Origin of the sequence: Williamsia maris, from assembly GCF_024171815.1 — a bacterium.
GTDB lineage: Bacteria > Actinomycetota > Actinomycetes > Mycobacteriales > Mycobacteriaceae > Williamsia_A > Williamsia_A maris.
This window is the reverse complement of record NZ_JAMTCJ010000002.1, coordinates 150,186-171,369: the sequence shown is the minus strand read 5'-3', so window position 1 is coordinate 171,369 and position 21,184 is coordinate 150,186. Positions and strand designations below refer to the sequence as shown.

Sequence of the window (21,184 nt, the reverse complement as noted above, 5' to 3'; positions counted from 1 at the left end):
CTCAGGCACCACGCGCCCAGCGACGGTGCGCGCCCGTCACGGCGGCACCACTGCACATCAATCTGGTCGGTATCTCACCGACATACCCTGGTACAGGAGAACTGCAATGAGACAATCACGCATCAGCAGGATCGCCGTCGGTGCGATGGTCGCCGCCGCGGCAGCAGCCGGAACGGTCATGGGTGGTGGCGCCCCGGCCACCGCGGCACAGGTCTACACGGTGAATCATTCCCGCACTTCGGTCGTGGTCTTGAACCACGCCGAAACGGTGGCCGCCGCGCAAGTCGGTGCCGGACACCTCATCAACGCCGTTCTGGGCAACGATCACTGGGGCGTGACCCTCGAGTCCGACTCGCGCTATTCCGATCGCTGGTACTACCGCCCCGACAAGGGCCGTGCGTGGAACAACGTCACCGGGCAACAACTCGTCGCCGAAGCGGCGGCGCATCCCGGCGGGCGCGTGGCGCTGGGCTACACCCCCAGCATCCCTGATCACCCGCTGTGGGTCCAACAACTGTGGTGACCGACCAACGCGTCCCCGCCGGTGGCGACGCTTCGGATGAATACCACTGTTCGGCTTCGGATGACGACGATCCTCGACCGACTGACGCCGACATCCACGAAGCGCTGTTGGCCCCGTACAACGGCTCCACGGTCATCGACGAGATCGTCCGGGTACTAGGCGGATTGGTCGAAGTCGGCGCCGAGCGGAGAGCCTCGCACCCGGCGTGATGTCGGTGGTGTGTTCGGTCCGCCGTTGCAGGAGATCGGATCCCCACCCGGCGGGTACGAGCAGCAGTAGCCACCACACGCCGGACTCCGGTAGGACGATCGTCGCCACGAGAGCGACGAGCAGGGCCGCGAAGGTGAGCCAACTGTTCGCCGGGTGAAAGTCGCTTCGATCATCGTCGATGCGGAGAGACCGATCGCGGACGACGAGTGCCTCCATGAGCGCAAAGGTGAGGCTGGCGACGGCGACAGTGCCGACGTACAGAGCGTTTGCGGGTGAGCTCTGCGCCGCGGCGGCGAGCATGTTCGACACAACTGGGAGAAAGACGATGCTCGCGATCCAGAACAGGTTGACCCGCATGAGGGCCGGGGACCAGGCGTTCACTCGTTCGAACAAGCGGTGATGCATCGTCCACATTCGGGCGATGACGGCGAAGCTCACGAAGAACGCGATCACGGTGCCGCGGTGCTCGTCGAGCAACTGCCACACGTGATCGGGTCGCGCGTCGGACACGGTGTCGACCAGGGGCAGCAGTAGCAGCGTGATCGCAATCGCAACGGTGGCGTCGGAGAGGTTCACGAGTCGATCCAGCCCTCGCGGTGTGCACGACTCCTGGGTGGTCGACCGCATCATTCGGGTCATCACGAAATCCTTTCCTCGCCCATCAGCGGAGAGCGTTCGAGGATGTCGACCGCGCTGTCGCCTCAGTCGGAGCAGTGCGCACGCCGGCGTCCGTTCGGCGACTGCGAACCGCGAGGATGATCATCACGGCGGGGATGGCCACGTCGTAGACGAGCACGCCACCTGTGTTGCCGGGTGAGAAGTTCCCGTGAGCGATGGACTGATAGACGTGGCCGAGCACCGCCCCCCACAGGAACATGCCGGCGGTCAGGCCGGTGGTGACACGCTCGCGTGGACCAGCATGAATGGCTCGGAACCCCGCGACTGCGAGTCCCAGGTTCGCGAAGGCGATCTCGGTCACGAACGGCGTGTGTGCGAAACCGATTGCAGTGGTCATCATCTCGGGCGCGAGCAGAAACGAGATGGTCATCCACGCGCTCCCGCAGCCGAGCGCCACCACCGCCCACCAGCGCTGCCAGATCTCCAGCCGCGGCAGTGACGTGGTGCGGGCCGAGTGGACGGTTGCTCCGATGATGGCTGCGAGCACCCAGACGGCGGGAACGGAGGTTTGCGTGACGAACATCGACGTGGACATATTCCGACCCTTGCATACGCAAGGTTGCGCGCGCAAGACTGTCCTGTAGGCTGCAGATGTGGATGACGGCCTTGCAGACCTGCTTCACCGTGTGGTCGCGACCTTTGGAGAGATAGCCCGTGGTCGCATCGCGTCAGAGTCCAGCTCGCCGCAGCTCACATACACGCAGACCCGCATCATCGGGACCCTCGAGGAGGCGCCGAGGATGACGCAGCGTCAATTGGCCGATGCTCTCGGCCTCTCTGAGGCTGCGACATCCCGTGCGCTACGGACTCTTCGAGAAGCCGGATTCGTGGAAACCGTCATCGACGAGACCCACGCCGGTCGCCGGCTCGCGTCGGCAACTCACGCCGGCCTGCAGACCTTTCATGCCTCCGGTGCTGCCATGGAAACCGAACTGCGTGACTGGCTCGTACGAGAAGGCTTCCCCTATGAGGACTACGTGGCTGATTCGAAGCGGTTGGCCGACCTACTGGCGTCGCTCACCCGGACTCCGGCCTCGACCCGCGACATCCCGATGAAGCCGGACGGTTCCGTGAACCTTTGAGGCGGAACGTCTGCCTGCAGTGGTGGCACGCCTTACAGTGCGCCCCTCCACGCTCGATTCGCGAACCGCGTTCTGCTGCATGTGCTTCGTAAGCACCTCTTTGGGCTAAGGCTGTCGTAGCATTGACGAACTATTGAGTTGTTTATTTTGAGTTGAATCAACGCTGCTGAAGCCCCAAGTGTAATTGCTATAGCGGTTAGCGCCAGCCAATGACTGCTAGGTTTCTTCGATTTAGCTGTCTCTGGTGATGGCGTCACCTAGGCCTGACCTGTGTGGTGGGGGTCGCCGTTGGCTTGGGCGGTGCTTATGGCATCGACAACCTTACTGATCTCGGCGTCGAGTTGCTGCTGAGTTAATTCGTTCGTTGCCATACTGCTGCCCGCATGGCAACGTCATCTTTTAGGGCGCGTCGGAGGATAATCCATGTCGGGTAGCTTTCTCTTCTAGAGAAGCGATTGCGCTATGCGCGTTCCCTAAAAAAAACGGTACTGTTAATATTGCTATCAAGGAAGGAGTTCCGAACTCCATGACTTCCGTTGTGGCCTTCTTTAGTCTTGCCAGTGTGGCGTAAACTTGACTCTCCGTAAGTCCGGAGGCAATGGAAGCGAAGTCCACTAGGTTACTTTCCATACCTATTCCTTTGCGACCTTCGGCCATGAGTAATGATTCGCGCGCAACTAGAATGCTAAGTAAGCCGAGCTCGCTTATGAAGTCCTCTGACTCTTGGGTAGTCATAGGTTCTACGGCTTTCGCAAGAACTGAAATGACATCACCAGCAATAAGCGCTGCGGTATCCTGGGACCGCGACCGGGCTACTAAAGTGCCTATCTCCTCATAAGTTTTGGGGACCGCATGGCCAATGCCGTTGATGTTCATGTCTGCTGCCTCGTTATCGGAGAAGGTATCGGAGTGACTTTATCAGCGCGTTAATGGCGAACCCGGTTGTCATCGTCAGGGACGTTACCGGATCCGGTGCTAGCGCGTCTGCGGGTGGAGGCAAAGAGGGGGTAGAGGGCGTGCCCTCTATTGCTTTCGTAATATTTGAAGCTTGTTCCCCAAGTTTCGGGAGAGATTTACCTAGTGCTTGAGTTAGTTTGGTTACAGTTTCTTCACTGATCCCCTCGGATGGGTTGCCGTTTACTTCCATGGACGGGTTGGTGAAGTTCATTTCAGGCTTTGGCAATAATGGTGCTTTAGATTTAGGGAGGACGTCAGCGAAAGTGCTGAGCGCGCGTGCAAATGCGCGTCCTCGGAGACCTCCTACGAGTGTTGCTGCGGCGATGCTGATGTCCTTGCCTGCGATTGCTTGTCCAGGGTCGGGGGTGAAGCTTTTGATTAGATCGCCGTTGTGGTTGTAGGTGTTTGCGGTGCCGTTGCTGATGACAGTGAAGGTGCCGTCAGGGTTTTGCAGGGTCTGCACCGTGATTGTTTGATTATTGACTGTTGTGGTCCACAAGCTTTGTCCCTGGGGGAGCCCGTCTGGGAATATGGCGGGGTCTGGGGCGACTTGGGTCCAAATCAGCCCGTTGCTAGCGATGGTTTCGGGTCGTGATCCGGCGGGACCGGTGCCGGACAGGACTGGCAGAGCCTCGATAGCAGGATCGTTCGATGTGCTGGGATCGACCGGCGGCAGATTCGAAGAATCAGGCGGATCAGCTGGTTCCGAGAGTGTCGGCAACTGCGCAATACCGGGACTGTCTGCTATCGACGAGTCCTCGACCGGAGGCAACGACGACGCCTCCGGCGGATCGGCTGGTTCCGAGAGTGTCGGCAACTGCGCAATACCGGGACTGTCTGCTATCGATGATTGTTCGACTGGGGGTGGCGGGGTCGCGGTGGCGGTGCCCGATCCGGTGACGTCGGACAGTGTCGCGTTTGAGCCCGACATCATTCCGATGGGTAAGTCGGGTGGTTCGGTGGGGTCGGCGAGGATGGGGTAGAAGGCGTCGGGGTTGGGGTCGATGTGTTGGACGAGGTTGCCGTTGTTGTCGACGGTGTACCAGGTTTTTTGTGGGCGGCCGAGGCTGTCGTAGGCCCAGGGTTTGGCGATGGTGCCGACTGGCTGGCCGTTGCGGTCGTAGATGGTGGCGGTGCCGTCGGGGTTGACCGATATGTGTCCGCCGGGCGGCACGTCTTCGTGGAAGACGTAGCTTTTCGGGCTGGTGGGGTCGTTGATCAACACGTACTGCGAGTTGCCGATCCGGGCGCGTTCGGATCCGCCGCCGGGCAGCCACGTTCGCAGTGCGGAGGTGATGGTGGGGTAGCCGTTGGCGGTGGCTGCAGCACGGTAGCGGCCGAGCCCACCGGAGCGGGTGCTGGTGGCGCCGGCCACGATCGCGGCGGCACCACCGAGGAGCCACAACATCTGGGTGGTCTGATCCGAGCTGTTGCCGACAGGGGTTGGGATCGACGCCTTCTGGGTAGGCGCGCTCGTTCCTACTGGTGCCGGGGTGGTGGTCGGTGCCGGCGGCCGAGCGGATGTGGAGGGTGGCGGTTGGGTGGCCTGCGGTGCGGTCTGTTGCCCTGGCTGTGCCGGGCCGGCAGGGATTTGGGGTGCTGTGGGTGTGGCCGCAGGTGCTCGGGTGGCGCCGGGCGAGGTGTCGGTGGGTGCACCCGGGACGGGGACGATGGGTGTTCCGTTGCCCGTTCCGGGTCCGGGGCCGGCGTCGATACCGACTTGCGGGCCGCCACTGGACTGCCCGCCCGGATTGGTGGTGGTGGGTGCTGCTGGTGCGGTGGGGGTGAAGGTGTTGGTGGGCACCGAGATACACGGGTAGCCGGGACCGAAACGGGCCCGCATCGCATCACACAGGGCATCAGCGTGGGCGGGCGCGGGAGTGGCGGCAATGATGAACCACGCCAGTGCGAGGGCGGTGGTGATGGCGGCCAAGACCGCCGCCATCATGCGGACGGTGTATCCCGCGCTCGAGCCAGGTCGATCGGTGCTGGGGTGTTCGGGCGTGGCCAGGTGGGTCATTCGCGCCCGCCGATGACGCGGTTCAGGGCGGCGTCGATACCCATCCAGAACCAACGTCCGGCGATCGACATGACGAGAAAGAAGCACAGGAACACCAGCATGGTGCCGTGATCGCGAGTCCACTGCGGGACTTTGCTTCCCAACGCCCACGCACACGCCACCAGCACGACACAGCCGATGACGAAGCTGACCCACCGCCACAGCACCGGCCACACCCCCCAACCATCACCGCTGTGCGAGGCGTTGCCGACCCGGGGCATATCGGTGGCGGTGAGCTGCTCGGTAGGGGTGTCGTCGAGCGGGTTCCGGTGTGGTGATGAGGCTGTGGGTGCGGTCATCGACGTGTCCTTACAGCTGCAGAGACGGTCAGTGGCTCCAGTACTGGGCCACTGTGACAGGCACATTCGGGTTACGGGTGTTGATGAGAATGCCGATGCGCCCCGTGGGGTGGGCGGCGGTCTCGGCAACGAGATTCTGAGTACGGACGGTGACGAACAACCCAGGCTTGCCTGGGATCCGATGCGGAGCCTGGCGATACCGCGAATCAGGTCGCATGTAGACACCGACGTGCTCCGCGACGCCGGGCGTGGTGCTGATGTAGGTGGCCAGACCGCTACGGGCGGCTGCCACGGTCTCGGCGTGGGTGAGCCAGATGACGCCCCCGGTAGGGGTTGAGACGTACTGCGCCGCAGAGGCCGATCCGGCAGTGCCGGCGGCCACCGCAACTGCAACACCAGTGGTCACAGCGACGGTGATCACGGACCTGGCGGCAGATTTCAGGCGAGGCAACATCAGAAACTCTCCTTGAGAATGGGATTCGAGGGGTTGTCAGCGGGGGTAGTTCGGGAATCCGGTGGGGTTGCAGTTGGCGGGGTACACCGATGCGGTGCTGCGAGGGAACACAATTGCGATGGAGGGATATCCGATTCCGTTGGGGCAGGTGTAGGTGCCGAACCCGATGCCGACCGTGTCGCCGGTGTTGGTGCACCGTGGGCCGGCACAGCTGATCTGCGGACCGGGACCTGCTGCGGCGGGGCCTGCTGCGGCGAGGGTGAAGGCGGCTGCGGCTGCACCGGCCGCGATTCCAGCGGCGATACGTCGTGTCGTCGAGGTCATGGCGTGCTCTCCCTGAAGGTGGTGGGGTCGTGGATGGTGGTGTTGTGTCGCCGGATCGGCTGTGCAACAAGCGGCGGCTCCGGGTCTGCCTGTACGCCTGAGCGGCGTTGTGATGAGAAACAGTGACACACCGTCGTTTCTCACACAATCGGTCCTGCGTCGAGTGCGGGACAGTATCGACCGGTGATGTGGATCACCGTCAGGCTGTTTCCGCAGCTAACGGCCCTGTCGATGAGCAGCGCCGGCTTTGGCGACGGGGGTCAAGTGCACGATCGGTGACCAAATTGTGACCATTGCCGCAGGTCAGAGAGGTGTGAAATACGCCATTTTCAGCTTAGGCCAGTTGTGGCGCAGCCAGGATTGTGTGAGCGTTTCGGGACACGCACCCGAAACGCGGTGTGGGGTCGTCGCTTCCGATTCGGCAACGGCGAATCGCGTTTGTTTAATCAAAGATTGGATGTTCCTTATGTCGTTCTCACGTCGTATCGCCGTCACCGCAGGTGCGTGTGTTCTGGTGGGTGCAGGAGCTGCGCTGACCGCTCCCGTGGCCTCCGCTTTCACGATCGCGCCGGCTCCCGGTGGGGCAAAGATCACCGCAACTCAGTCCGAGGCCCGGGCTATCCACGACGCGAATCTCAAACCGGCGCTCGATGCCGCGCTGCCAAACTTTCGCGGCGTGCGCACCGGAAAGTCGTTGGGGACCTTGGTCGATGAGTACTCCGGCAAAGCCGCGGTAACCCCCGGCGCGACGTTCTACACAACCGTGACAGGGATCCCGGATCGGACCTACATCGACGTCGGCTACCGCTCACGCAGGTAACGCCAGGCACCGCTTTCGCCGACGTGCCCCGCACGTGGGCAGGGTCTACGGAACGGTCCCGATGACGACGACACCAGCACACATCGTCGAGGCGCTGACCGCCGTCGAGTTCGCCATGAAGGTCATCCGCCCCGATACACGCCCGCACGCCCGACGTCTCCACGCCGGATTCCTCGCCGCCCGGGGTGTCGACACCGACACCATCGCGGCGCATTGGGACAACATCGCCGATCGCTGGCCAGACGACAGCTAACGTCCGCCCGAGGTTGCGGACGCGCCGTTGTGATCTGCGGTGGGCTCGCGGTGGGGGACCTTCACAACGGTGACACCGGCCGCCTCGAACGGGTCGGTGAGGTCGGCTGTCGCCGAGGCGTCGGTGACCAGTGTCGTCCCCGGCGGCAGCGGCGCCCAGGCGTGGAATGGGCGTTTGCCGAGCTTGGCGGCGTGCGCGAGGACGTAGACGTGTTCGGCGCGGTCCATCATCGCCTCCTTGAGGCGCGTCTGGATCAGCTCGGCCTCGCAGATCCCGTAGCGGGCATCGACCGCGTCGGCACCGAGGAACGCGCGGTCGACGGTGAGCCGCGACAACGTCGCCTCGGCCAGCGGGCCGACGAACCCCTGGGTCAGCGGTCGCAGCGTCCCGCCGAGGCATTCGATGCGGATCTCCGGACTCTCCACGAGTGCCTCGAGGATGGTCAACCCGGCGGCCACCACGGTCACGTCCCGGCAGTCGCGCAGGTGGACACCCATCGCGCCGACGGTGGTGCCGGCGTCGACGAGGACGGTCTCACCCGGCTGCACCTGCTGGGCCGCCCACGCGGCGATGGCGCGTTTGGCGTCGAAACCCTCGACGGAGCGTTGCCGCAGCGACGATTCGTGGGTGGTGTCGATCGCGATCGCGCCGCCGTAGGTGCGGGCGATGAGTCCACGGGAGGTGAGGTGGCCGAGGTCTCGACGGATGGTCGAGGGGGTCACACCGAACTGCACGGCGAGGTCCTCGACACCCGCCAGACCGGTGGATCGGGCCTGACGAACGATCTCCGCACGTCGTGATTCGGACTCGCGCAGGGCCATGAACCAGAACCCTACTTCAAAGCCACTGTGCTGGTTGCCAGTTCAGCGGCCTGTCGGAGCGCCTCGACCATCGAACCCGGCTCGGCGATCCCGGTCCCAGCGATGTCGAAGGCGGTGCCGTGGTCGACCGACGTGCGGATGACCGGGAGTCCGACGGTGATGTTGACGCCGGCCTCGATGCCGAGCACCTTCACCGGGCCGTGGCCCTGGTCGTGGTACATCGCCACGATGAGGTCGTAGTCGCCGCGGCCGGCGAGGAAGAACGCGGTGTCGGCGGGCAGCGGACCGCGCGCATCGATGCCGTCGGCCTGCAACTTCTCCACCGCGGGGACGATCTTGAGATCCTCCTCGCCGTACCCGAACAGGCCGTTCTCCCCGGCGTGCGGATTGATGCCGCAGACCCCGATGATCGGGTCCGCGACACCGGACCGGCGCAGGGCATCGTGTCCGCGGCGGATCGTGCGCTCCACCAGGCCCGGTTCGATCCGGGCGACCGCGTCGAGCAGACCGATGTGCGTGGTCACATGGATGACCTTGAGTTTCGGCGTCGAGAGCATCATCGACACCTCCTCCGTACCGGTCAGATGCGCAAGGAGTTCGGTGTGGCCGGGGAAGATGTGCCCCGCGGCGTGCAATGCCTCCTTGTTCAGCGGCGCGGTGCAGATCGCCTGCACCTCGCCGGCCACGGCCAGTTCGCTTGCCACGCGGATGTATTCGTAGGCGGCGTGTCCGGCGACGGCGGAGAGCTCGCCCCACTTCAGGTCGTCGGGCAGCAGGTCGAGGTCGATGACGTTGATCCGACCCGGTGTCGACTCCGCCTCGGCCACAGTCGAGATCGTGACGATGTCCGGGGTGAGGCCGAGCACCTGCGCCGCGAGACGCAACCGCTTCGCGTCGCCGATGACGACGGGCAGGCACCACGACAGGGTGCGGGCGTCGAGCACGGCAGGCACGATCACCTCGGGCCCGATGCCGGCCCCGTCTCCCATCGTGAGGGCCACGATGGGGACCGCGGACGTCGCGGGTACTGCGGTCACGGCGTCGATCGATGTCATGGCACAAACCTCACTGTCGAGAGAACTGTCGGATGTTTCGATGTCGGATCCGCTGCGGGAGCGGAGATGGTCGACGACGCGGCGCAGGGTGTCGGCGTCGCCGAACGAACCGGGTTTGGTGGCGATCATGCGGTGGTCGGGGGTGATCGAGACGACGGCGCCACGTTCCACCTCGCCGACCGGTCGGAGGGATTCGATGCCGAGTGCGTCGATGACCGCGCGGGCGGTCTCGCCGCCGGTCAACACCAGATGGGCGCGACGGCGGAGGTCGAGTGCGGCGACGGTGGCTGCGAGGGCCCGCGCGACGCCCGAGGTGGTGCCGGGGCGCAGTTCGCCGTCGATCGTGACCACGGCTGCGCCGGAGTCGAGTGCGGCGGCGAGGGCATCGAGATCGACACGATCGGCGAGCAGGTGGTCCACGTGAACCGGTATGTGCGGTATGCCGGCGGCCCCGAGGGCGGTGATCTGCGCGATCTTGATCTCGTCCGCGGTACCGACGACGGCGAGAACCGGCAGCGACGCGGCGTGCGGTGCGGACGGCGTCACCTCGTCGGGCATGGTCCTGGCCACCGCCGCAGCCAGGGCCGATGTTCCGACGAGGCGCACGTCGGGGATGGTCGACGCGGCGGCCACGATGTCGTCGAGGTCGGTGTCGGTCGCCACGTCGCAGATCGCGACGACCCCGCGTCGGCAGGCCGCGGCGATCAGTTCGGCGCGGTGCGGACCGTGACCGATGACGACGTGGTCGATACCGTTCACCATGGCGGCGATCGATGTCGGTGCGGGGGTCGACTCCGCGGCCCACAACGAGGTCTCGTGCAACGGCGAATCGCCGACATGGACGATCCCGTCACGCACCACCCGCCGCGCCGCGGGCAGTCCCGCGGCCACGATGACCGGGTGTGACCGGGCGAGACAATGGATCTCGGCACCGACGTGGCCGCGTAGGAGTGAGTCGATCTTCTTCACGATCGGGGTGCCGGCCGGGATCAGCGACACCGCGTGGGCGAGCGCGTCGACCGCGGTGGACTCGTCAGAGGTGCGCGTGCCGAGATCGACCACCTGCGTGGGCAGTCGGCCGTCGGCGGAGCTGCGCAGGGTGTGATCTCCGAGGTGCAGTTCGACCCCGCCGCTGCGGCCGAGGAAGACGGCGGCGGTCTCGGCCGCGCCGGTGAGGTCGTCGGCGATGATAACGGGTGCAGGCGTGGTCGGACTGGCGGTCATCATCACCTCCTGTTGCGCGAAACGTGCATTAAGCATAGCAATATTGCGCGAAACGCGCATCAACCTAACGAGGTGCCCGCACACTGCACCAGCGTCTGCCCGGTGATGCTGCGTGCGGAGGGGCTCAGTAGGAACTCGACCGTGGCCGCGACCTCGGCGGGATCGATGAAGTGGCCCATCGGCGGAGTGCGTGGCGGGGTCGCGCTGCGAGCGGGATCGCTGAGCATCGGCGTGGCCGTCGGCCCGGGGGCGACGACGTTCACCGTGATGGCCCGACCGACCACCTCCGAGGCGCACGACCGGGCGAAGCCCACCAGGGCCGCCTTGGTGGCCGCGTACTGACTCTTGCCTGCGACACCGGTCATGGTGCGCGATCCGATCAGGACGATCCGTCCGCCGTCGCTCATCCGGTCGACGGTCGCGTCGACGAGGACCTGTGCGGCCGCGACATGGATTCGCCACATGAGCTCGCCGTCCGCATGATTCAACTGCCCTACCGGTGCGGAGAACTGCAGCCCGGCGGCGTGCACCACGGCGTCCGCGGCGGGTGCCTCGGTCGCGATCCGACGCAGCTGGTCGAGGTCGGCGAGATCGCATTCCTGCCAGGTGAACCGCTCGTCGGTGAACTCGGGTCGTCGGCGTGACAACCCGGTCACCGACCACCCGGACTTGGTCAGTAACGCCACGATCGACGCCCCGATCCCGGAGCTGGCCCCGGTGACGATCGCGTGCCCGGGCAGCGCCGCCGCGGTCACGGCTGCGCCCCGCTCACCCAGTCGGTGGGCACCCGCACGTACTCGATCGCCTGCCGGTAGCGGGTGAAGGCGATGTGCAGGGTGCCGTCGACCGCGACGATGCTCGGGTAGGAGAACTCCCGGTTCAGTCCGTCGCGGGAGTTGTTGCTCAGGCAGTAGCCGTCACCGGTCTCGATATCCCGCCGTTGCGGCCATGTGACGCCCTCGTCGTCGGAGATCGCCACGGTCATCGGTGCGCGCGGTGCACCCCAGAACGCCGAACGGGCATCGCCGTCGTCGAGCGGGGTCGCCGCCTCAGCCGCGACCGCGGGGTCGGTCAGACCGCCGTCGGGATCTATCTCGTCGTAGAGGGAGACGCGTCGGGCGGTGGCGTCGAGCGCACTGGCCTCGTTGAACACCATCGCGAGTCGGTCGTCGTCGAGGACGACGAGCTGGATCGACGAGTTGTTGTTGGGTACGTCGATCGGTGTCGGCGCGGTCCACGTGTCGCCGTCGTCGTCGGAGACCGACCGGTACACGTGGTCGGCCCAGCGACTGCGGTAGACCGCGACCAACCGCCCGCTCGACAGCCGTCCGATGTTCATGTGGACGCAGCCGATGCTGCCGGGCACCGTCACCTCACGCCAGGTGTCGCCGTTGTCGTCGGAGACCAGGACCGAGCTGTAGTCGCGGTCGCCGACCCATCGCCGACCGTCGAGGCGGACGCAGTGGAAGATCGGCAGCAGTAGACGATTTGACGGCAGACGCACCGGAGGCTGGCGTACGAACACTCCGCCGGCCTCGGTCTCGGGGATCAGCACGGTGGGATCGGCCCAGCTCCGTCCGCCGTCCGACGAGATGCGGCGGCACACGCGGGCGGTGTCCTGATCACCCGCGCGTTGCGACGTCCACAGCAGCCACACCTCGTTCTCGTCGACGACGTGCAGGACCGGGTTCTGTTCGGACCGGTTCGGATCGTCCGACAGCGCAACCGGATCCGACCACTGCGACGATCCGGGATCGAGCCGGGAGAACCAGACGCTGATGTCGGGGACGCCCTCCTGGGTTCCGGCGAACCACACGCACGCCATCGAGCCGTCGGGCAGGACACAGAGGTTCGCCGCGTGGTTCTGGATGGCCGGAGCCGGCAGCAGGGCATCCAGGCGGCCGTCGGTACCGACCGCACGCAGCCGTCCGTCGGCGACGCCGGCGTCGACCGGGCCGACGTCGGTGGTGGTGGAGTGCGTCATGGTGGTCTCCGATGGGGTCGGGGGCGGGGTCACGCGCGCAGCGCCGCGGCGGACAGGTCGTAGGAGTTCGTGGGCCGCAGACCGATGTCGTCGATGCGGGATCGGCGTGCGAGAACGACTTTCGGAACGAACGACCACAGGAACGGCGAGGTGTCCCACACCTGCTTCTGGGCGGTCGCCAACAGCTCCGAGCGACGGGCCGGGTCAACTGCCTCCGACGCCTGGGTGATGGTGTCGGTGATCTCGGGGAACACGTAGCCCTGGTAGGTGTCTCGCGTGCGCTCCTTGGCCGCGGTGCCGGCGAACATGCCCTGCATGATCGTGATGCCGAGTCCGGTCGGGCCAGGGAAGCCGTTGCCCAGGACGTCCCAGTCGCCGCCCTTGCCCTGCCGCCAGGTCATGATGTCGCCGCCGGGCTCGAACTGTTGCAGCGTCGCACGCACCCCGGCCGCCGACAGCATCTGCACGACCGACTCCATGATGTCGGTGTCGGCGACGAATTCGCCGGTCTCCCAGATGAACTTGAGGGTGAGGTCGCGGACACCGAGAGCGGCGAGCTCCAAGCGGGTGCGGGCCGGGTCGTAGACGTATCGGCCGGTCTCGATGGCACCGTCGAGCGTGAGGGGGATGACGCCGGTGGCCTCGGTGGCCGCGCCCTGCATCACCTGATTGATCAGTGCCGGTCCGTTGATGGCGTAGGTCAGGGCCTTGCGCACACGGGCGTCGGCCAACGGGTGGTTGCGCGGCTTGCGGAAGTTGTAGAACAACTGGTTGAGACGGACGCCGTCGGCGCGGTCGATCGACACGCCCTTGAGGCCGGCCAGCTGGTCGGCGGCGTCGGGGCTGATCGAGTCGATCACGTCGACCTCGCCGCTGCGCAACGACACCACCCGGTTGGACTCGTCGGGCACGAAACGCACCTGCACCGACTCGATCTGGGCGGGTGTGCCCCAGTAGTTCGCGTTGCGCTCGAGCGTGTAGTTGCCGGTACCGCGGTCCGACGACGTGACGACGTACGGTCCGGAGCCGAGCCCGCTCTGGAGTTCCTCGGGCTTGTTGGCCCGCGCCGGGGTGATGAGGATGTTGGTCATCAGGTAGTCCAGGACGGGAACCGGGCGGTTGGTGTTGAGCAGGAACGTCGAACCGTCGACCTGCTCCACCGTCGGCCATTCGGGGAAGAACCCGCCCACGAAGGAGCCGTCGACCTCGCTGTACATCTTCAGCGCGGTGGTGACGTCGGCGACCTCGACGGGCGAACCGTCCGAGTAGTGGGTGCCCGGGCGCAGGTGGACGAGCCACTGCGTCGGGGCGACGAGCTCGAACCGGTCGGCCAGCACGAGCTGCGGCTTGAGGTCCTTGTCGAGCGTGATGAGCGACTGGCGCACCCCGCGCTGCACGGTCAGCGCCGCGTCGAACTGGTTCAGTTTGTTGTCCAGGCTGACCAGGGAGCGGTTCAGCGCGAGGCTCACGGTGCGCGGACCGGGCGTGCCCGTGGGGGTCGCGCATGCGCCGATCGACCCGATCGCCAGGCCGGTGGCGCCGAGGGCGAGACCGGAGCGCAGCAGGGTCCGTCGCGACATGGTTGTCCTCGAATGGGACTGCTGTACATCAGAACTGGTCATCGTCGACCTCTCGCGGACAATCGTTCTCAGGCGTGGTCGCGTCGTCGGTGCGACGCGCGTGCACGTCGCGGATGTGACGACGAGCACATCTGGACAGTACGTCAGACTGCTCGATATGCGCAATAGCGGTCCGGGTATTGCGTAATTCGCGCAGTAATGCCATTGTGAGCTGAGTAACACCGATCATTCGCGAGGGGCACGCGTGGATGAGTGCAGACAACGACGTCGCCCAGTTCTGGCAGAAGGTGGATCCATGAGAAGCAGCGAGAGTTCACAGGCGGTGCATCGATGAGCGCATCGACGGACTCCATCGCGGTGCAGTTGCCACCACCGCCACCGGAGAAGGCGCCCGGCCGCGGTGGCTTCGGCGTCGAGTCGGTGTTCCGCTCAGCCACCCTGCGCTACGTCCTCAAGCGTCTGGCGCAGAGTGTCCTGACCATCTGGCTCACCATCACCACCGTCTTCGTGCTGATCCGCATGGCGCCCGGCGACCCGGCCTACTCGGTCGCCGGCCCGCTCGCGTCGTCGGACGAGCTGGCGCGGATCCGCACCAGCATGGGCCTCGACGACTCGGTGTTCACCCAGTACCTCATCTATCTCAAGGACGTCGTCCGGCTCGACTTCGGGACCTCCTACTCGTTCCAGGCGCCCGCACTCGACGTCGTCCTCGATCGTCTGCCATACACGATCACCCTGGCCGTGGCCGCGATCCTGCTGACCGTCGTCGTCGCCGTGCCGCTGGGTGTCTGGATGGCGCGTCATGCCGACAGCCGCCGTGAGCTCGGCGCCAACGTGGTGACCATCGCGGGTCAGTCCATGCCGGACTTCTGGACCGGGCTGATGCTGCTGACGTTCTTCGCCGTCGTGTTCCCGATCTTCCCGGCCGCCGGCTTCACCTCCTGGTCCGGTCTGGTCCTGCCCGCGGTCACCGTCGCGGTGCTGCAGATCGCGCTCATCTCGCGCATGGTCCGCCGCGAGATGGTCAACTCCTTCGCCTCTCCGTACATGACGGTCGCACGGGCCCGGGGCCTGACCGACCGGCGTCTGACATGGCGTTACGCGATGCGCAACTCGGCCATCCCGGTCCTCACTGCGCTCGGCACCCGGTTCGCGGCGTTGCTCAACGGTGTCGTGGTCGTCGAGGTCGTGTTCGCGTGGCCCGGTGTCGGTTCGCTCGTCGTCCGGGCGCTCGAGACCCGCGACTACCCCCTCATCCAGGCGACCGTCCTGGTCACCGCCGTCCTGGCGATCGGCGTCCAGCTGCTCGTCGACCTCTGTTACCCACTGCTCGACCCGCGCGTCCGCCTGGGAAAGGGAGCCAGCAAATGAGCGTCGTCATCGAACGCCCCACCGAACCGCGTCCCAGCGCGGTCACCGAGAAGGACGTCGCCCGCTCGGCGGCCACCCGACGGACCCGCGACAGTCGGATGAAGATCTGGATCGGCAGCATCTGCGCGCTGATCGTGATCCTCCCGGTCGCCTTCGCCCGGGTGCTTCCCATCCCCGACCCCGACGTCACCAACCTCGGTGACCGCCGCCTCGCCCCGTTCACCGACGGCCACCTCTTCGGCACCGACCAGCTCGGTCGCGACCTGCTGGCCCGCGTGCTCTACGGCGGCCAGGTATCGCTGACCATCGGCATCCTCGCCGTGATCGTCTCCGGACTGATCGGACTCGTCCTCGGCGCGCTGGCCGGCTACGTCGGCGGCTGGGTCGACGCGGCCATCAGCCGTCTCCTCGAGGCGCAGATGTCGCTGCCGCTGCTGATGATGTTGCTGCTCGTGGTCGCACTGTTCGGCCCGTCCATCCCGGTCATCACCTTCGTCATCGCGATCGCGCAGTGGCCCGAGATCGCCCGCCTCACCCGATCACTCGTGCTGGTCGAGCGGGAGAAGCCCTACGTCGCTGCAGCCAAGGTCCTCGGGCTCGGCAGCGTCGCCACCCTGATGCGCCACGTCATCCCCAACGTCATCAAGTCGGTGTCGCTGGTGGTCCTGCTGCTACTTGCCCAGGCCGTCCTGCTCGAGAGTGCGCTGAGCTACCTCGGTGCCGGCCCGCAACGGCCGTTCGCGACCTGGGGTCGGATCATCTCCGATGGCCAGGACTACATCACCACCTCGTGGTGGCTGGTCACGCTGCCCGGCATGGTCATCGTGCTGCTCGTGGTCGGCGTGAACCTCCTCGGCGACGGACTGCGCGACGGCGCACCCAAACTCCGCCGCTTCCCGTTCGGTCGAAAGGACAAGTGATCATGGGAAATCTGTTGCAGGTGGACGACTTCCAGGTGGAGCTGATCACCGACAAGGGCGTCATCCGCGCCGTCGACGGCATCTCGTTCTGCATCGACGCCGGCGAGACCGTCTCCATCATCGGTGAGTCCGGCTCCGGCAAGTCCACGACCGCGATGGGCATCCTCGGTCTGCTGCCCGACGACCTCGCCGTCCGGTCGGGATCGGTCCGGTTCCGTGGCGCCGACCTGCTGGGCGACGAGGCCGCGTTGCACGAGGTGCGCGGACGACAGATCGCGCTGATCCCGCAGGACCCGATGGCTGCGCTGAGCCCCGTGCACACGGTGGGATCGCAACTGCGCGAGGCGGTCGCGCACAGCGGCGTGCACGGACGGGCCGCGCAGAAGGCGCGGTGCATCGAGCTCCTGCACCAGGTGCGCATCCCCGATCCCGAGGGGCAGCTGGGCCGCTATCCGCACCAGTTCTCCGGTGGCATGCTGCAGCGGGTGCTGATCGCGGCGGCGCTCGCGTCGTCACCGGTGCTGATCGTGGCCGACGAGCCCACCAGCGCACTCGACGTCACCGTGCAGGCCAGCATCCTCGACCTCCTCATGGAACTGCAGGAGCGCACCGAGATCGGGATGCTCGTCATCACCCACGATCTCGGGGTGGCACGACTGGTCTCCGACCGCATCCACGTGATGAAGGAGGGACGCTTCGTCGAGGTCGGGCCGGCCGACGAACTCGTCCGCACCCCGCAGAGTCCGTACACCAAGAAACTGCTCGACGCGGTCCCGCAACTGGGACCGTGGAGCCTGCCCGACGCGACCGCCGCACGGGCCCAGACGTCCGGAGTCCCCGTATGAGCGCACCCGAGAAGTCCACGCCCCAGAAGTCCATGCCACTGCTGACCGTCGACGACCTGGCCGTCGAATACCACACGGGTGCAGGGGTGTTCCGCGCCATCGACTCGGTCTCGTTCGAGGTCGACAGGGGCAGGACCCTCGCGATCGTGGGGGAGTCGGGCTGCGGCAAGTCCACCATCGCCAAGGCGCTGGTGCGTCTGCTCACCCCCTGCGGTGGTCGGATCGTGTTCGACGGCACCGACATCGCGACGCTCTCCGAACGGGCGCTGCGCCCGTACCGCTCGCGGATCCAGATGGTGTTCCAGGACCCGTACGGCTCTCTCGACCCACATCTGACCGCCCTCGACATCGTCGCCGAACCGCTGCGAATCCGTGGCACCGGCAGCCGCACCGAGCGCACGCGTCGCGCCGAGGAACTCATCGACCAGGTGGGTCTCCCGACCTCGGCGCACCACCGCCGGCCGGTCGAGTTCTCCGGCGGCCAGCGCCAGCGCATCGGGATCGCCCGCGCACTCGCGTCCGACCCGGAGCTGCTGGTCTGCGACGAGGCGACCAGTGCGCTGGACGTGTCGGTACAGGCACAGGTCCTCGATCTGCTCCGGTCCATCCAGCAGGACACCGGGATCACCTACGTCTTCATCTCGCACAACCTCGGCGTCGTCCGCGAGATCAGCGACACCGTCGTCGTGATGTCGAAGGGCCGTCTGGTCGAATCCGGCGTCACCGCAGACGTTCTCGCCCAACCGGTCAATCCGTACACTGCGGCGCTGCGCTCGGCCGCGCTCGATCCGACCACGATGGTCGGCATCAAGCCGCGTCACATCGTGTCCCGACCGGCATCCCCCACGCAGAAAGCAGGAGCCCCCGCATGACGGCAGCACATCTGTCCGGACTCGTCCTCGGGACGATGACCTTCGGCGACACCGCCGACGCCGCCACCTCGGCGAAGATGGTCGACGCCGCACTCGACGTAGGCATCCGCCACATCGACACCGCCAACGGTTACGCCGGCGGCGAGTCCGAACGGTTACTCGCGTCGATCCTCGCCACCCGCCGTGACGACGTCACCCTCGCCACCAAGGCGGGTATGCCCAATCCCGATGCAGGCGAGCATTCCCCGCTGTCGGCGGCGGGTCTGCGCGCGAGCGTGGAGGCCAGCCTGCGTCGTCTCGACACCGACCGCGTCGACCTGTTCTACCTGCACCAGCCCGACCGTGCGGCGTCGCTGCACGAGACCCTGACGACCGTCGCCGAACTGGTCGCCGAGGGCAAGATCGTCGAACTCGGTGTGTCCAACTTCGCGGCCTGGCAGATCGGCGAACTCAATCACGTCGCCGACGAGGTCGGTGCGCCCAGACCCGTTGTCGCCCAGCAGCTCTACAACCTCATCGCCCGGCGCATCGAGGACGAGTACGTCGAGTTCGCCTCGGTCACCGGCCTCGCCACCATGGTCTACAACCCGCTCGGTGGGGGACTGCTCACGGGGCGTCACACGTTCGAGGCGGCGCCCGGCGAGGGTCGTTTCGGCGACTCGCGTCTGGCCGCTATGTACCGCGAGCGGTACTGGAACGCCGAGCTGTTCGAGGCGATCACCGCGCTGACCGCGGTCGCGAGCGACGCCGGGATCCCGCTGGTCGAGCTGGCGCTACGCTGGTTGGTGTCGAAGCCGGCGACGTCGTCGTTGCTGCTGGGCGGATCGAAAGTCGAACAGCTGCAGTCGAACATCGCCACCGTGGCCAAGGGTCCGCTGCCCACCGACGTCGTCACGGCGTGCGACGAGATCGGTGCCGCGCTGCGGGGTCCGATGCCGAACTACAACCGCTAGGAGCTCCTCGAGATGACCCGCAGAACCGCGGCCCGCGACTTCGCCGCCCGTGTCCGCGCCCGCGACCGGATCCTCGGTTACTGGTCGGTGATCGACAGCCCCGTCTCCACCGAGTGGCTCGCCCACGTCGGCTGGGACTACATCGCACTCGACCTGCAGCACGGCCTGATCGGCTATTCCGGCATGCTCGCCGGCATCACCGCGATCGATGCCGCCGAGGGGCCCGTCGGACTCGTGCGCGTGGAGAGCAACGACCCCACCCCGATCGGTCGGGCGCTCGACGCCGGTGCGGCCGGGGTCATCGTCCCTCTCGTCAACTCGGCCGATGAGGCCGCCGCCGCGGTGGCGTCGGCAAAGTACCCGCCGATGGGTATCCGGTCGTACGGACCCATGCGGTCGCAGCTGCGGGTCGGGCCGGTTCCGGCCGAGGCCAACAACGAGACCATCGTCCTGGCGATGATCGAGACGCCGCAGGGATTGGCGAACGTCGCCGAGATCTGTGCGGTCGAGGGACTCGACGGCATCTACGTCGGGCCGTCGGATCTGCGGATCGCCGTCGGTGGCGCGCACTCCAACGATCCGGCCGTCGACGCCGAGTTCGAGGCCGCGCTGACGACGATCCGCGAGGCCGCGGCCGCCGCAGGCATCACCGCGGGCATCCACACCGCCTCGGGCGAGCTGGCCGCCAAGCGTCTGGCCGAGGGCTACACGCTCGCGACCGTCGCCTCCGACCTCACCCACCTCAAGGCTGTGTCGCAGTCGCATCTGGATGCGGCTCGCGGCTGAGGCGTCACAGCGCGTCTCGTCGAGGTGCGCGCGAGTCACTCAGCGCCAGCCGAGCTCCGGTGCGACCTCGGTCAGGATCGATTCGATGACGTGCGCGTTGTACTCGACGCCCAGCTGATTGGGGACGGTCAGCAACAGCGTGTCGGCCTCGGCGATGGCCGAGTCCTGCGCGAGCTGCTCGATGAGCTTGTCGGGCTCGTCGGCGTATGACCGCCCGAACCGTGCGATGCCGCCGTCGATGTGGCCGACCTGGTCCGTCTCCGTGCCGCCGCGCCCGAAGTATGCGCGGTCGCGGTCGTCGGTGATGGCGAAGATGCTGCGGCTCACCGACACCCGCGGGGTGAACGCGTGGCCGGCGTTCTCCCATTCCTTGCGGAAGACGCGGATCTGCTCGGCTTGCAGCTCGTGGAACGGGACACCGGTGTCCTCGGTCAACAGCGTCGAGCTCATCAGGTTCATACCCTGCCGCGCTGTCCACTCCGCCGTCGCGCGGGTGCCCGCACCCCACCAGATGCGCTCCCGCAGACCTTCCGAGTGCGGCTCCAGCCGCAGCAGCCCCGGCGGATTGGGGAACATCGGCCGCGGGTTCGGGCGGGCGAAGCCCTCTCCCTCGAGTGCTTGCAGGAAGACCGCGGTGTGGCGACGTGCCATGTCGGCGTCGGTCTCACCCTCGGCGGGCGCGTAGCCGAAGTACTTGTAGCCCTCGGTCACCTGCTCGGGCGATCCCCGGCTGATACCGAGTTGTAGCCGGCCTCCGGAGATCAGGTCCGCCGCACTCGCATCCTCGACCATGTACAGCGGATTCTCGTACCGCATGTCGATGACACCCGTTCCGATCTCGATACGGGACGTCCGTGCGCCCACTGCGGCCAGCAGCGGGAACGGGGACGCGAGTTGGCGCGCGAAGTGGTGCACACGGAAGTAGGCGCCGTCCGCGCCGAGCTCCTCGGCGGCGACGGCAAGGTCGATGGACTGGGTGAGCACATCGGCCGCGGACCGCGTTTGCGACTGCGGGGAAGGCGTCCAGTGCCCGAAAGAAAGGAACCCGATGTTCTTCATGGTCCCCATAACGGACCCCGGTCCGTTTGTATTCCAGAAATGGCCTGAAAGCATG

23 protein-coding genes are annotated in these 21,184 nt (G+C 66.4%); 10 read left to right on the top strand and 13 right to left on the bottom strand.

Annotated elements, in window-relative coordinates; translation table 11 throughout:
- Window positions 1-106 precede the first annotated feature (106 nt).
- On the top strand, window positions 107-523 hold the full coding sequence (locus tag LX13_RS07700) for a hypothetical protein (protein WP_253660761.1): 417 nt from the start codon (window positions 107-109) through the stop codon (window positions 521-523).
- Between the two features lie 132 nt (window positions 524-655).
- Here LX13_RS07700 and LX13_RS07695 read toward each other — a convergent pair whose 3' ends face one another.
- Both LX13_RS07695 and LX13_RS07690 read right to left on the bottom strand, forming a co-directional pair.
- On the bottom strand, window positions 656-1,372 hold the full coding sequence (locus tag LX13_RS07695) for a TMEM175 family protein (protein ID WP_253660760.1): 717 nt from the start codon (window positions 1,370-1,372) through the stop codon (window positions 656-658).
- Window positions 1,373-1,394: 22 nt separating this feature from the next.
- On the bottom strand, window positions 1,395-1,934 hold the full coding sequence (locus tag LX13_RS07690; protein WP_253660759.1) for a DUF6790 family protein: 540 nt from the start codon (window positions 1,932-1,934) through the stop codon (window positions 1,395-1,397).
- 70 nt (window positions 1,935-2,004) lie between these two features.
- Between LX13_RS07690 and LX13_RS07685 the strand changes: the two genes are divergently transcribed.
- A complete protein-coding gene (locus tag LX13_RS07685; RefSeq protein WP_253660758.1) occupies window positions 2,005-2,493 on the top strand; it encodes a MarR family winged helix-turn-helix transcriptional regulator in 489 nt (162 codons plus the stop codon).
- 399 nt (window positions 2,494-2,892) lie between these two features.
- Here LX13_RS07685 and LX13_RS07680 read toward each other — a convergent pair whose 3' ends face one another.
- From LX13_RS07680 to LX13_RS07660, 5 genes are all read right to left on the bottom strand, one after another.
- Window positions 2,893-3,369, bottom strand: coding sequence for a hypothetical protein (locus LX13_RS07680; protein ID WP_253660757.1), 477 nt, complete (start codon window positions 3,367-3,369; stop codon window positions 2,893-2,895).
- A 13-nt stretch (window positions 3,370-3,382) separates the two neighbouring features.
- Entirely contained in the window at window positions 3,383-4,858 is a 1,476-nt protein-coding gene (locus tag LX13_RS07675) for a hypothetical protein (protein ID WP_253660756.1), read from the bottom strand.
- A gap of 608 nt (window positions 4,859-5,466) precedes the next feature.
- A complete protein-coding gene (locus LX13_RS07670; protein ID WP_253660755.1) occupies window positions 5,467-5,808 on the bottom strand; it encodes a hypothetical protein in 342 nt (113 codons plus the stop codon).
- 28 nt (window positions 5,809-5,836) lie between these two features.
- The gene (locus tag LX13_RS07665; protein WP_253660754.1) at window positions 5,837-6,262 is read right to left on the bottom strand and encodes a hypothetical protein; all 426 of its coding nucleotides are present in this window, start codon (window positions 6,260-6,262) and stop codon (window positions 5,837-5,839) included.
- 36 nt (window positions 6,263-6,298) lie between these two features.
- Entirely contained in the window at window positions 6,299-6,586 is a 288-nt protein-coding gene (locus LX13_RS07660; RefSeq protein WP_253660753.1) for a hypothetical protein, read from the bottom strand.
- A gap of 286 nt (window positions 6,587-6,872) precedes the next feature.
- On the opposite strand from LX13_RS07660, the gene LX13_RS07655 reads away from it, so the two are divergent.
- Window positions 6,873-7,406: a hypothetical protein gene (locus LX13_RS07655; protein ID WP_253660752.1), complete on the top strand. Its 534-nt coding sequence runs from the start codon at window positions 6,873-6,875 to the stop codon at window positions 7,404-7,406.
- A gap of 61 nt (window positions 7,407-7,467) precedes the next feature.
- Window positions 7,468-7,659, top strand: coding sequence for a hypothetical protein (locus tag LX13_RS07650; RefSeq protein ID WP_253660751.1), 192 nt, complete (start codon window positions 7,468-7,470; stop codon window positions 7,657-7,659).
- Here LX13_RS07650 and LX13_RS07645 read toward each other — a convergent pair.
- From LX13_RS07645 to LX13_RS07625, 5 genes are read right to left on the bottom strand one after another with little or no spacing between them, the layout of a single operon-like run.
- A complete protein-coding gene (locus LX13_RS07645; protein WP_253660750.1) occupies window positions 7,656-8,480 on the bottom strand; it encodes a DeoR/GlpR family DNA-binding transcription regulator in 825 nt (274 codons plus the stop codon). The two genes, LX13_RS07650 and LX13_RS07645, sit on opposite strands and share 4 nt — an antisense overlap.
- 11 nt (window positions 8,481-8,491) lie before the next feature.
- A complete protein-coding gene (gene pdxA, locus LX13_RS07640; RefSeq protein ID WP_253660749.1) occupies window positions 8,492-10,759 on the bottom strand; it encodes a 4-hydroxythreonine-4-phosphate dehydrogenase PdxA in 2,268 nt (755 codons plus the stop codon).
- 59 nt (window positions 10,760-10,818) lie between these two features.
- The gene (locus LX13_RS07635) at window positions 10,819-11,514 is read right to left on the bottom strand and encodes an SDR family NAD(P)-dependent oxidoreductase (RefSeq protein WP_253660748.1); all 696 of its coding nucleotides are present in this window, start codon (window positions 11,512-11,514) and stop codon (window positions 10,819-10,821) included.
- Window positions 11,511-12,743, bottom strand: coding sequence for a sialidase family protein (locus LX13_RS07630; RefSeq protein WP_253660747.1), 1,233 nt, complete (start codon window positions 12,741-12,743; stop codon window positions 11,511-11,513). Before LX13_RS07630 ends, LX13_RS07635 begins: the two co-directional genes overlap by 4 nt.
- Window positions 12,744-12,772: 29 nt before the next feature.
- Entirely contained in the window at window positions 12,773-14,323 is a 1,551-nt protein-coding gene (locus LX13_RS07625) for an ABC transporter substrate-binding protein (RefSeq protein WP_253660746.1), read from the bottom strand.
- Between the two features lie 330 nt (window positions 14,324-14,653).
- Here LX13_RS07625 and LX13_RS07620 point away from each other — a divergent pair, with 330 nt between their 5' ends.
- Genes LX13_RS07620 through LX13_RS07595 form a run of 6 tightly spaced genes read left to right on the top strand, consistent with a single transcriptional unit; the run spans window position 14,654 to window position 20,070 of the window.
- Window positions 14,654-15,694 carry an ABC transporter permease gene (locus tag LX13_RS07620; RefSeq protein ID WP_253660745.1) on the top strand — a complete coding sequence of 347 codons (1,041 nt, stop codon included), beginning with the start codon at window positions 14,654-14,656 and terminating at the stop codon, window positions 15,692-15,694.
- Window positions 15,691-16,614 (top strand): ABC transporter permease, encoded by a 924-nt coding sequence (locus LX13_RS07615; protein ID WP_253660744.1) that lies wholly within the window; start codon window positions 15,691-15,693, stop codon window positions 16,612-16,614. Before LX13_RS07620 ends, LX13_RS07615 begins: the two co-directional genes overlap by 4 nt.
- A gap of 2 nt (window positions 16,615-16,616) precedes the next feature.
- Window positions 16,617-17,459 carry an ABC transporter ATP-binding protein gene (locus LX13_RS07610; RefSeq protein ID WP_253660743.1) on the top strand — a complete coding sequence of 281 codons (843 nt, stop codon included), beginning with the start codon at window positions 16,617-16,619 and terminating at the stop codon, window positions 17,457-17,459.
- Window positions 17,456-18,331 (top strand): ATP-binding cassette domain-containing protein, encoded by an 876-nt coding sequence (locus LX13_RS07605; protein WP_253660742.1) that lies wholly within the window; start codon window positions 17,456-17,458, stop codon window positions 18,329-18,331. The genes LX13_RS07610 and LX13_RS07605 overlap by 4 nt, the downstream gene beginning before the upstream one ends.
- A complete protein-coding gene (locus LX13_RS07600; protein WP_253660741.1) occupies window positions 18,328-19,284 on the top strand; it encodes an aldo/keto reductase in 957 nt (318 codons plus the stop codon). The genes LX13_RS07605 and LX13_RS07600 overlap by 4 nt, the downstream gene beginning before the upstream one ends.
- Before the next feature lie 12 nt (window positions 19,285-19,296).
- A complete protein-coding gene (locus LX13_RS07595; protein WP_253660740.1) occupies window positions 19,297-20,070 on the top strand; it encodes an HpcH/HpaI aldolase family protein in 774 nt (257 codons plus the stop codon).
- A gap of 39 nt (window positions 20,071-20,109) precedes the next feature.
- Here the strand turns inward: LX13_RS07595 and LX13_RS07590 are convergent, their stop codons facing one another.
- Window positions 20,110-21,129, bottom strand: a complete 1,020-nt coding sequence (locus tag LX13_RS07590) for an LLM class flavin-dependent oxidoreductase (protein ID WP_253660739.1) — start codon at window positions 21,127-21,129, stop codon at window positions 20,110-20,112.
- Between the last annotated feature and the right edge of the window lie 55 nt (window positions 21,130-21,184).

Coding starts and splice junctions, on each gene's coding strand:
- LX13_RS07700 (WP_253660761.1), top strand. CDS start 107: ATGAGACAATCACGCATCAGCAGGATCGCCGTCGGTGCGATGGTCGCC.
- LX13_RS07695 (WP_253660760.1), bottom strand. CDS start 1,372: ATGACCCGAATGATGCGGTCGACCACCCAGGAGTCGTGCACACCGCGA.
- LX13_RS07690 (WP_253660759.1), bottom strand. CDS start 1,934: ATGTTCGTCACGCAAACCTCCGTTCCCGCCGTCTGGGTGCTCGCAGCC.
- LX13_RS07680 (WP_253660757.1), bottom strand. CDS start 3,369: ATGAACATCAACGGCATTGGCCATGCGGTCCCCAAAACTTATGAGGAG.
- LX13_RS07675 (WP_253660756.1), bottom strand. CDS start 4,858: ATGTTGTGGCTCCTCGGTGGTGCCGCCGCGATCGTGGCCGGCGCCACC.
- LX13_RS07670 (WP_253660755.1), bottom strand. CDS start 5,808: ATGACCGCACCCACAGCCTCATCACCACACCGGAACCCGCTCGACGAC.
- LX13_RS07665 (WP_253660754.1), bottom strand. CDS start 6,262: ATGTTGCCTCGCCTGAAATCTGCCGCCAGGTCCGTGATCACCGTCGCT.
- LX13_RS07660 (WP_253660753.1), bottom strand. CDS start 6,586: ATGACCTCGACGACACGACGTATCGCCGCTGGAATCGCGGCCGGTGCA.
- LX13_RS07650 (WP_253660751.1), top strand. CDS start 7,468: ATGACGACGACACCAGCACACATCGTCGAGGCGCTGACCGCCGTCGAG.
- LX13_RS07645 (WP_253660750.1), bottom strand. CDS start 8,480: ATGGCCCTGCGCGAGTCCGAATCACGACGTGCGGAGATCGTTCGTCAG.
- pdxA (WP_253660749.1), bottom strand. CDS start 10,759: ATGACCGCCAGTCCGACCACGCCTGCACCCGTTATCATCGCCGACGAC.
- LX13_RS07630 (WP_253660747.1), bottom strand. CDS start 12,743: ATGACGCACTCCACCACCACCGACGTCGGCCCGGTCGACGCCGGCGTC.
- LX13_RS07625 (WP_253660746.1), bottom strand. CDS start 14,323: ATGTCGCGACGGACCCTGCTGCGCTCCGGTCTCGCCCTCGGCGCCACC.
- LX13_RS07620 (WP_253660745.1), top strand. CDS start 14,654: ATGAGCGCATCGACGGACTCCATCGCGGTGCAGTTGCCACCACCGCCA.
- LX13_RS07615 (WP_253660744.1), top strand. CDS start 15,691: ATGAGCGTCGTCATCGAACGCCCCACCGAACCGCGTCCCAGCGCGGTC.
- LX13_RS07610 (WP_253660743.1), top strand. CDS start 16,617: ATGGGAAATCTGTTGCAGGTGGACGACTTCCAGGTGGAGCTGATCACC.
- LX13_RS07605 (WP_253660742.1), top strand. CDS start 17,456: ATGAGCGCACCCGAGAAGTCCACGCCCCAGAAGTCCATGCCACTGCTG.
- LX13_RS07600 (WP_253660741.1), top strand. CDS start 18,328: ATGACGGCAGCACATCTGTCCGGACTCGTCCTCGGGACGATGACCTTC.
- LX13_RS07595 (WP_253660740.1), top strand. CDS start 19,297: ATGACCCGCAGAACCGCGGCCCGCGACTTCGCCGCCCGTGTCCGCGCC.
- LX13_RS07590 (WP_253660739.1), bottom strand. CDS start 21,129: ATGAAGAACATCGGGTTCCTTTCTTTCGGGCACTGGACGCCTTCCCCG.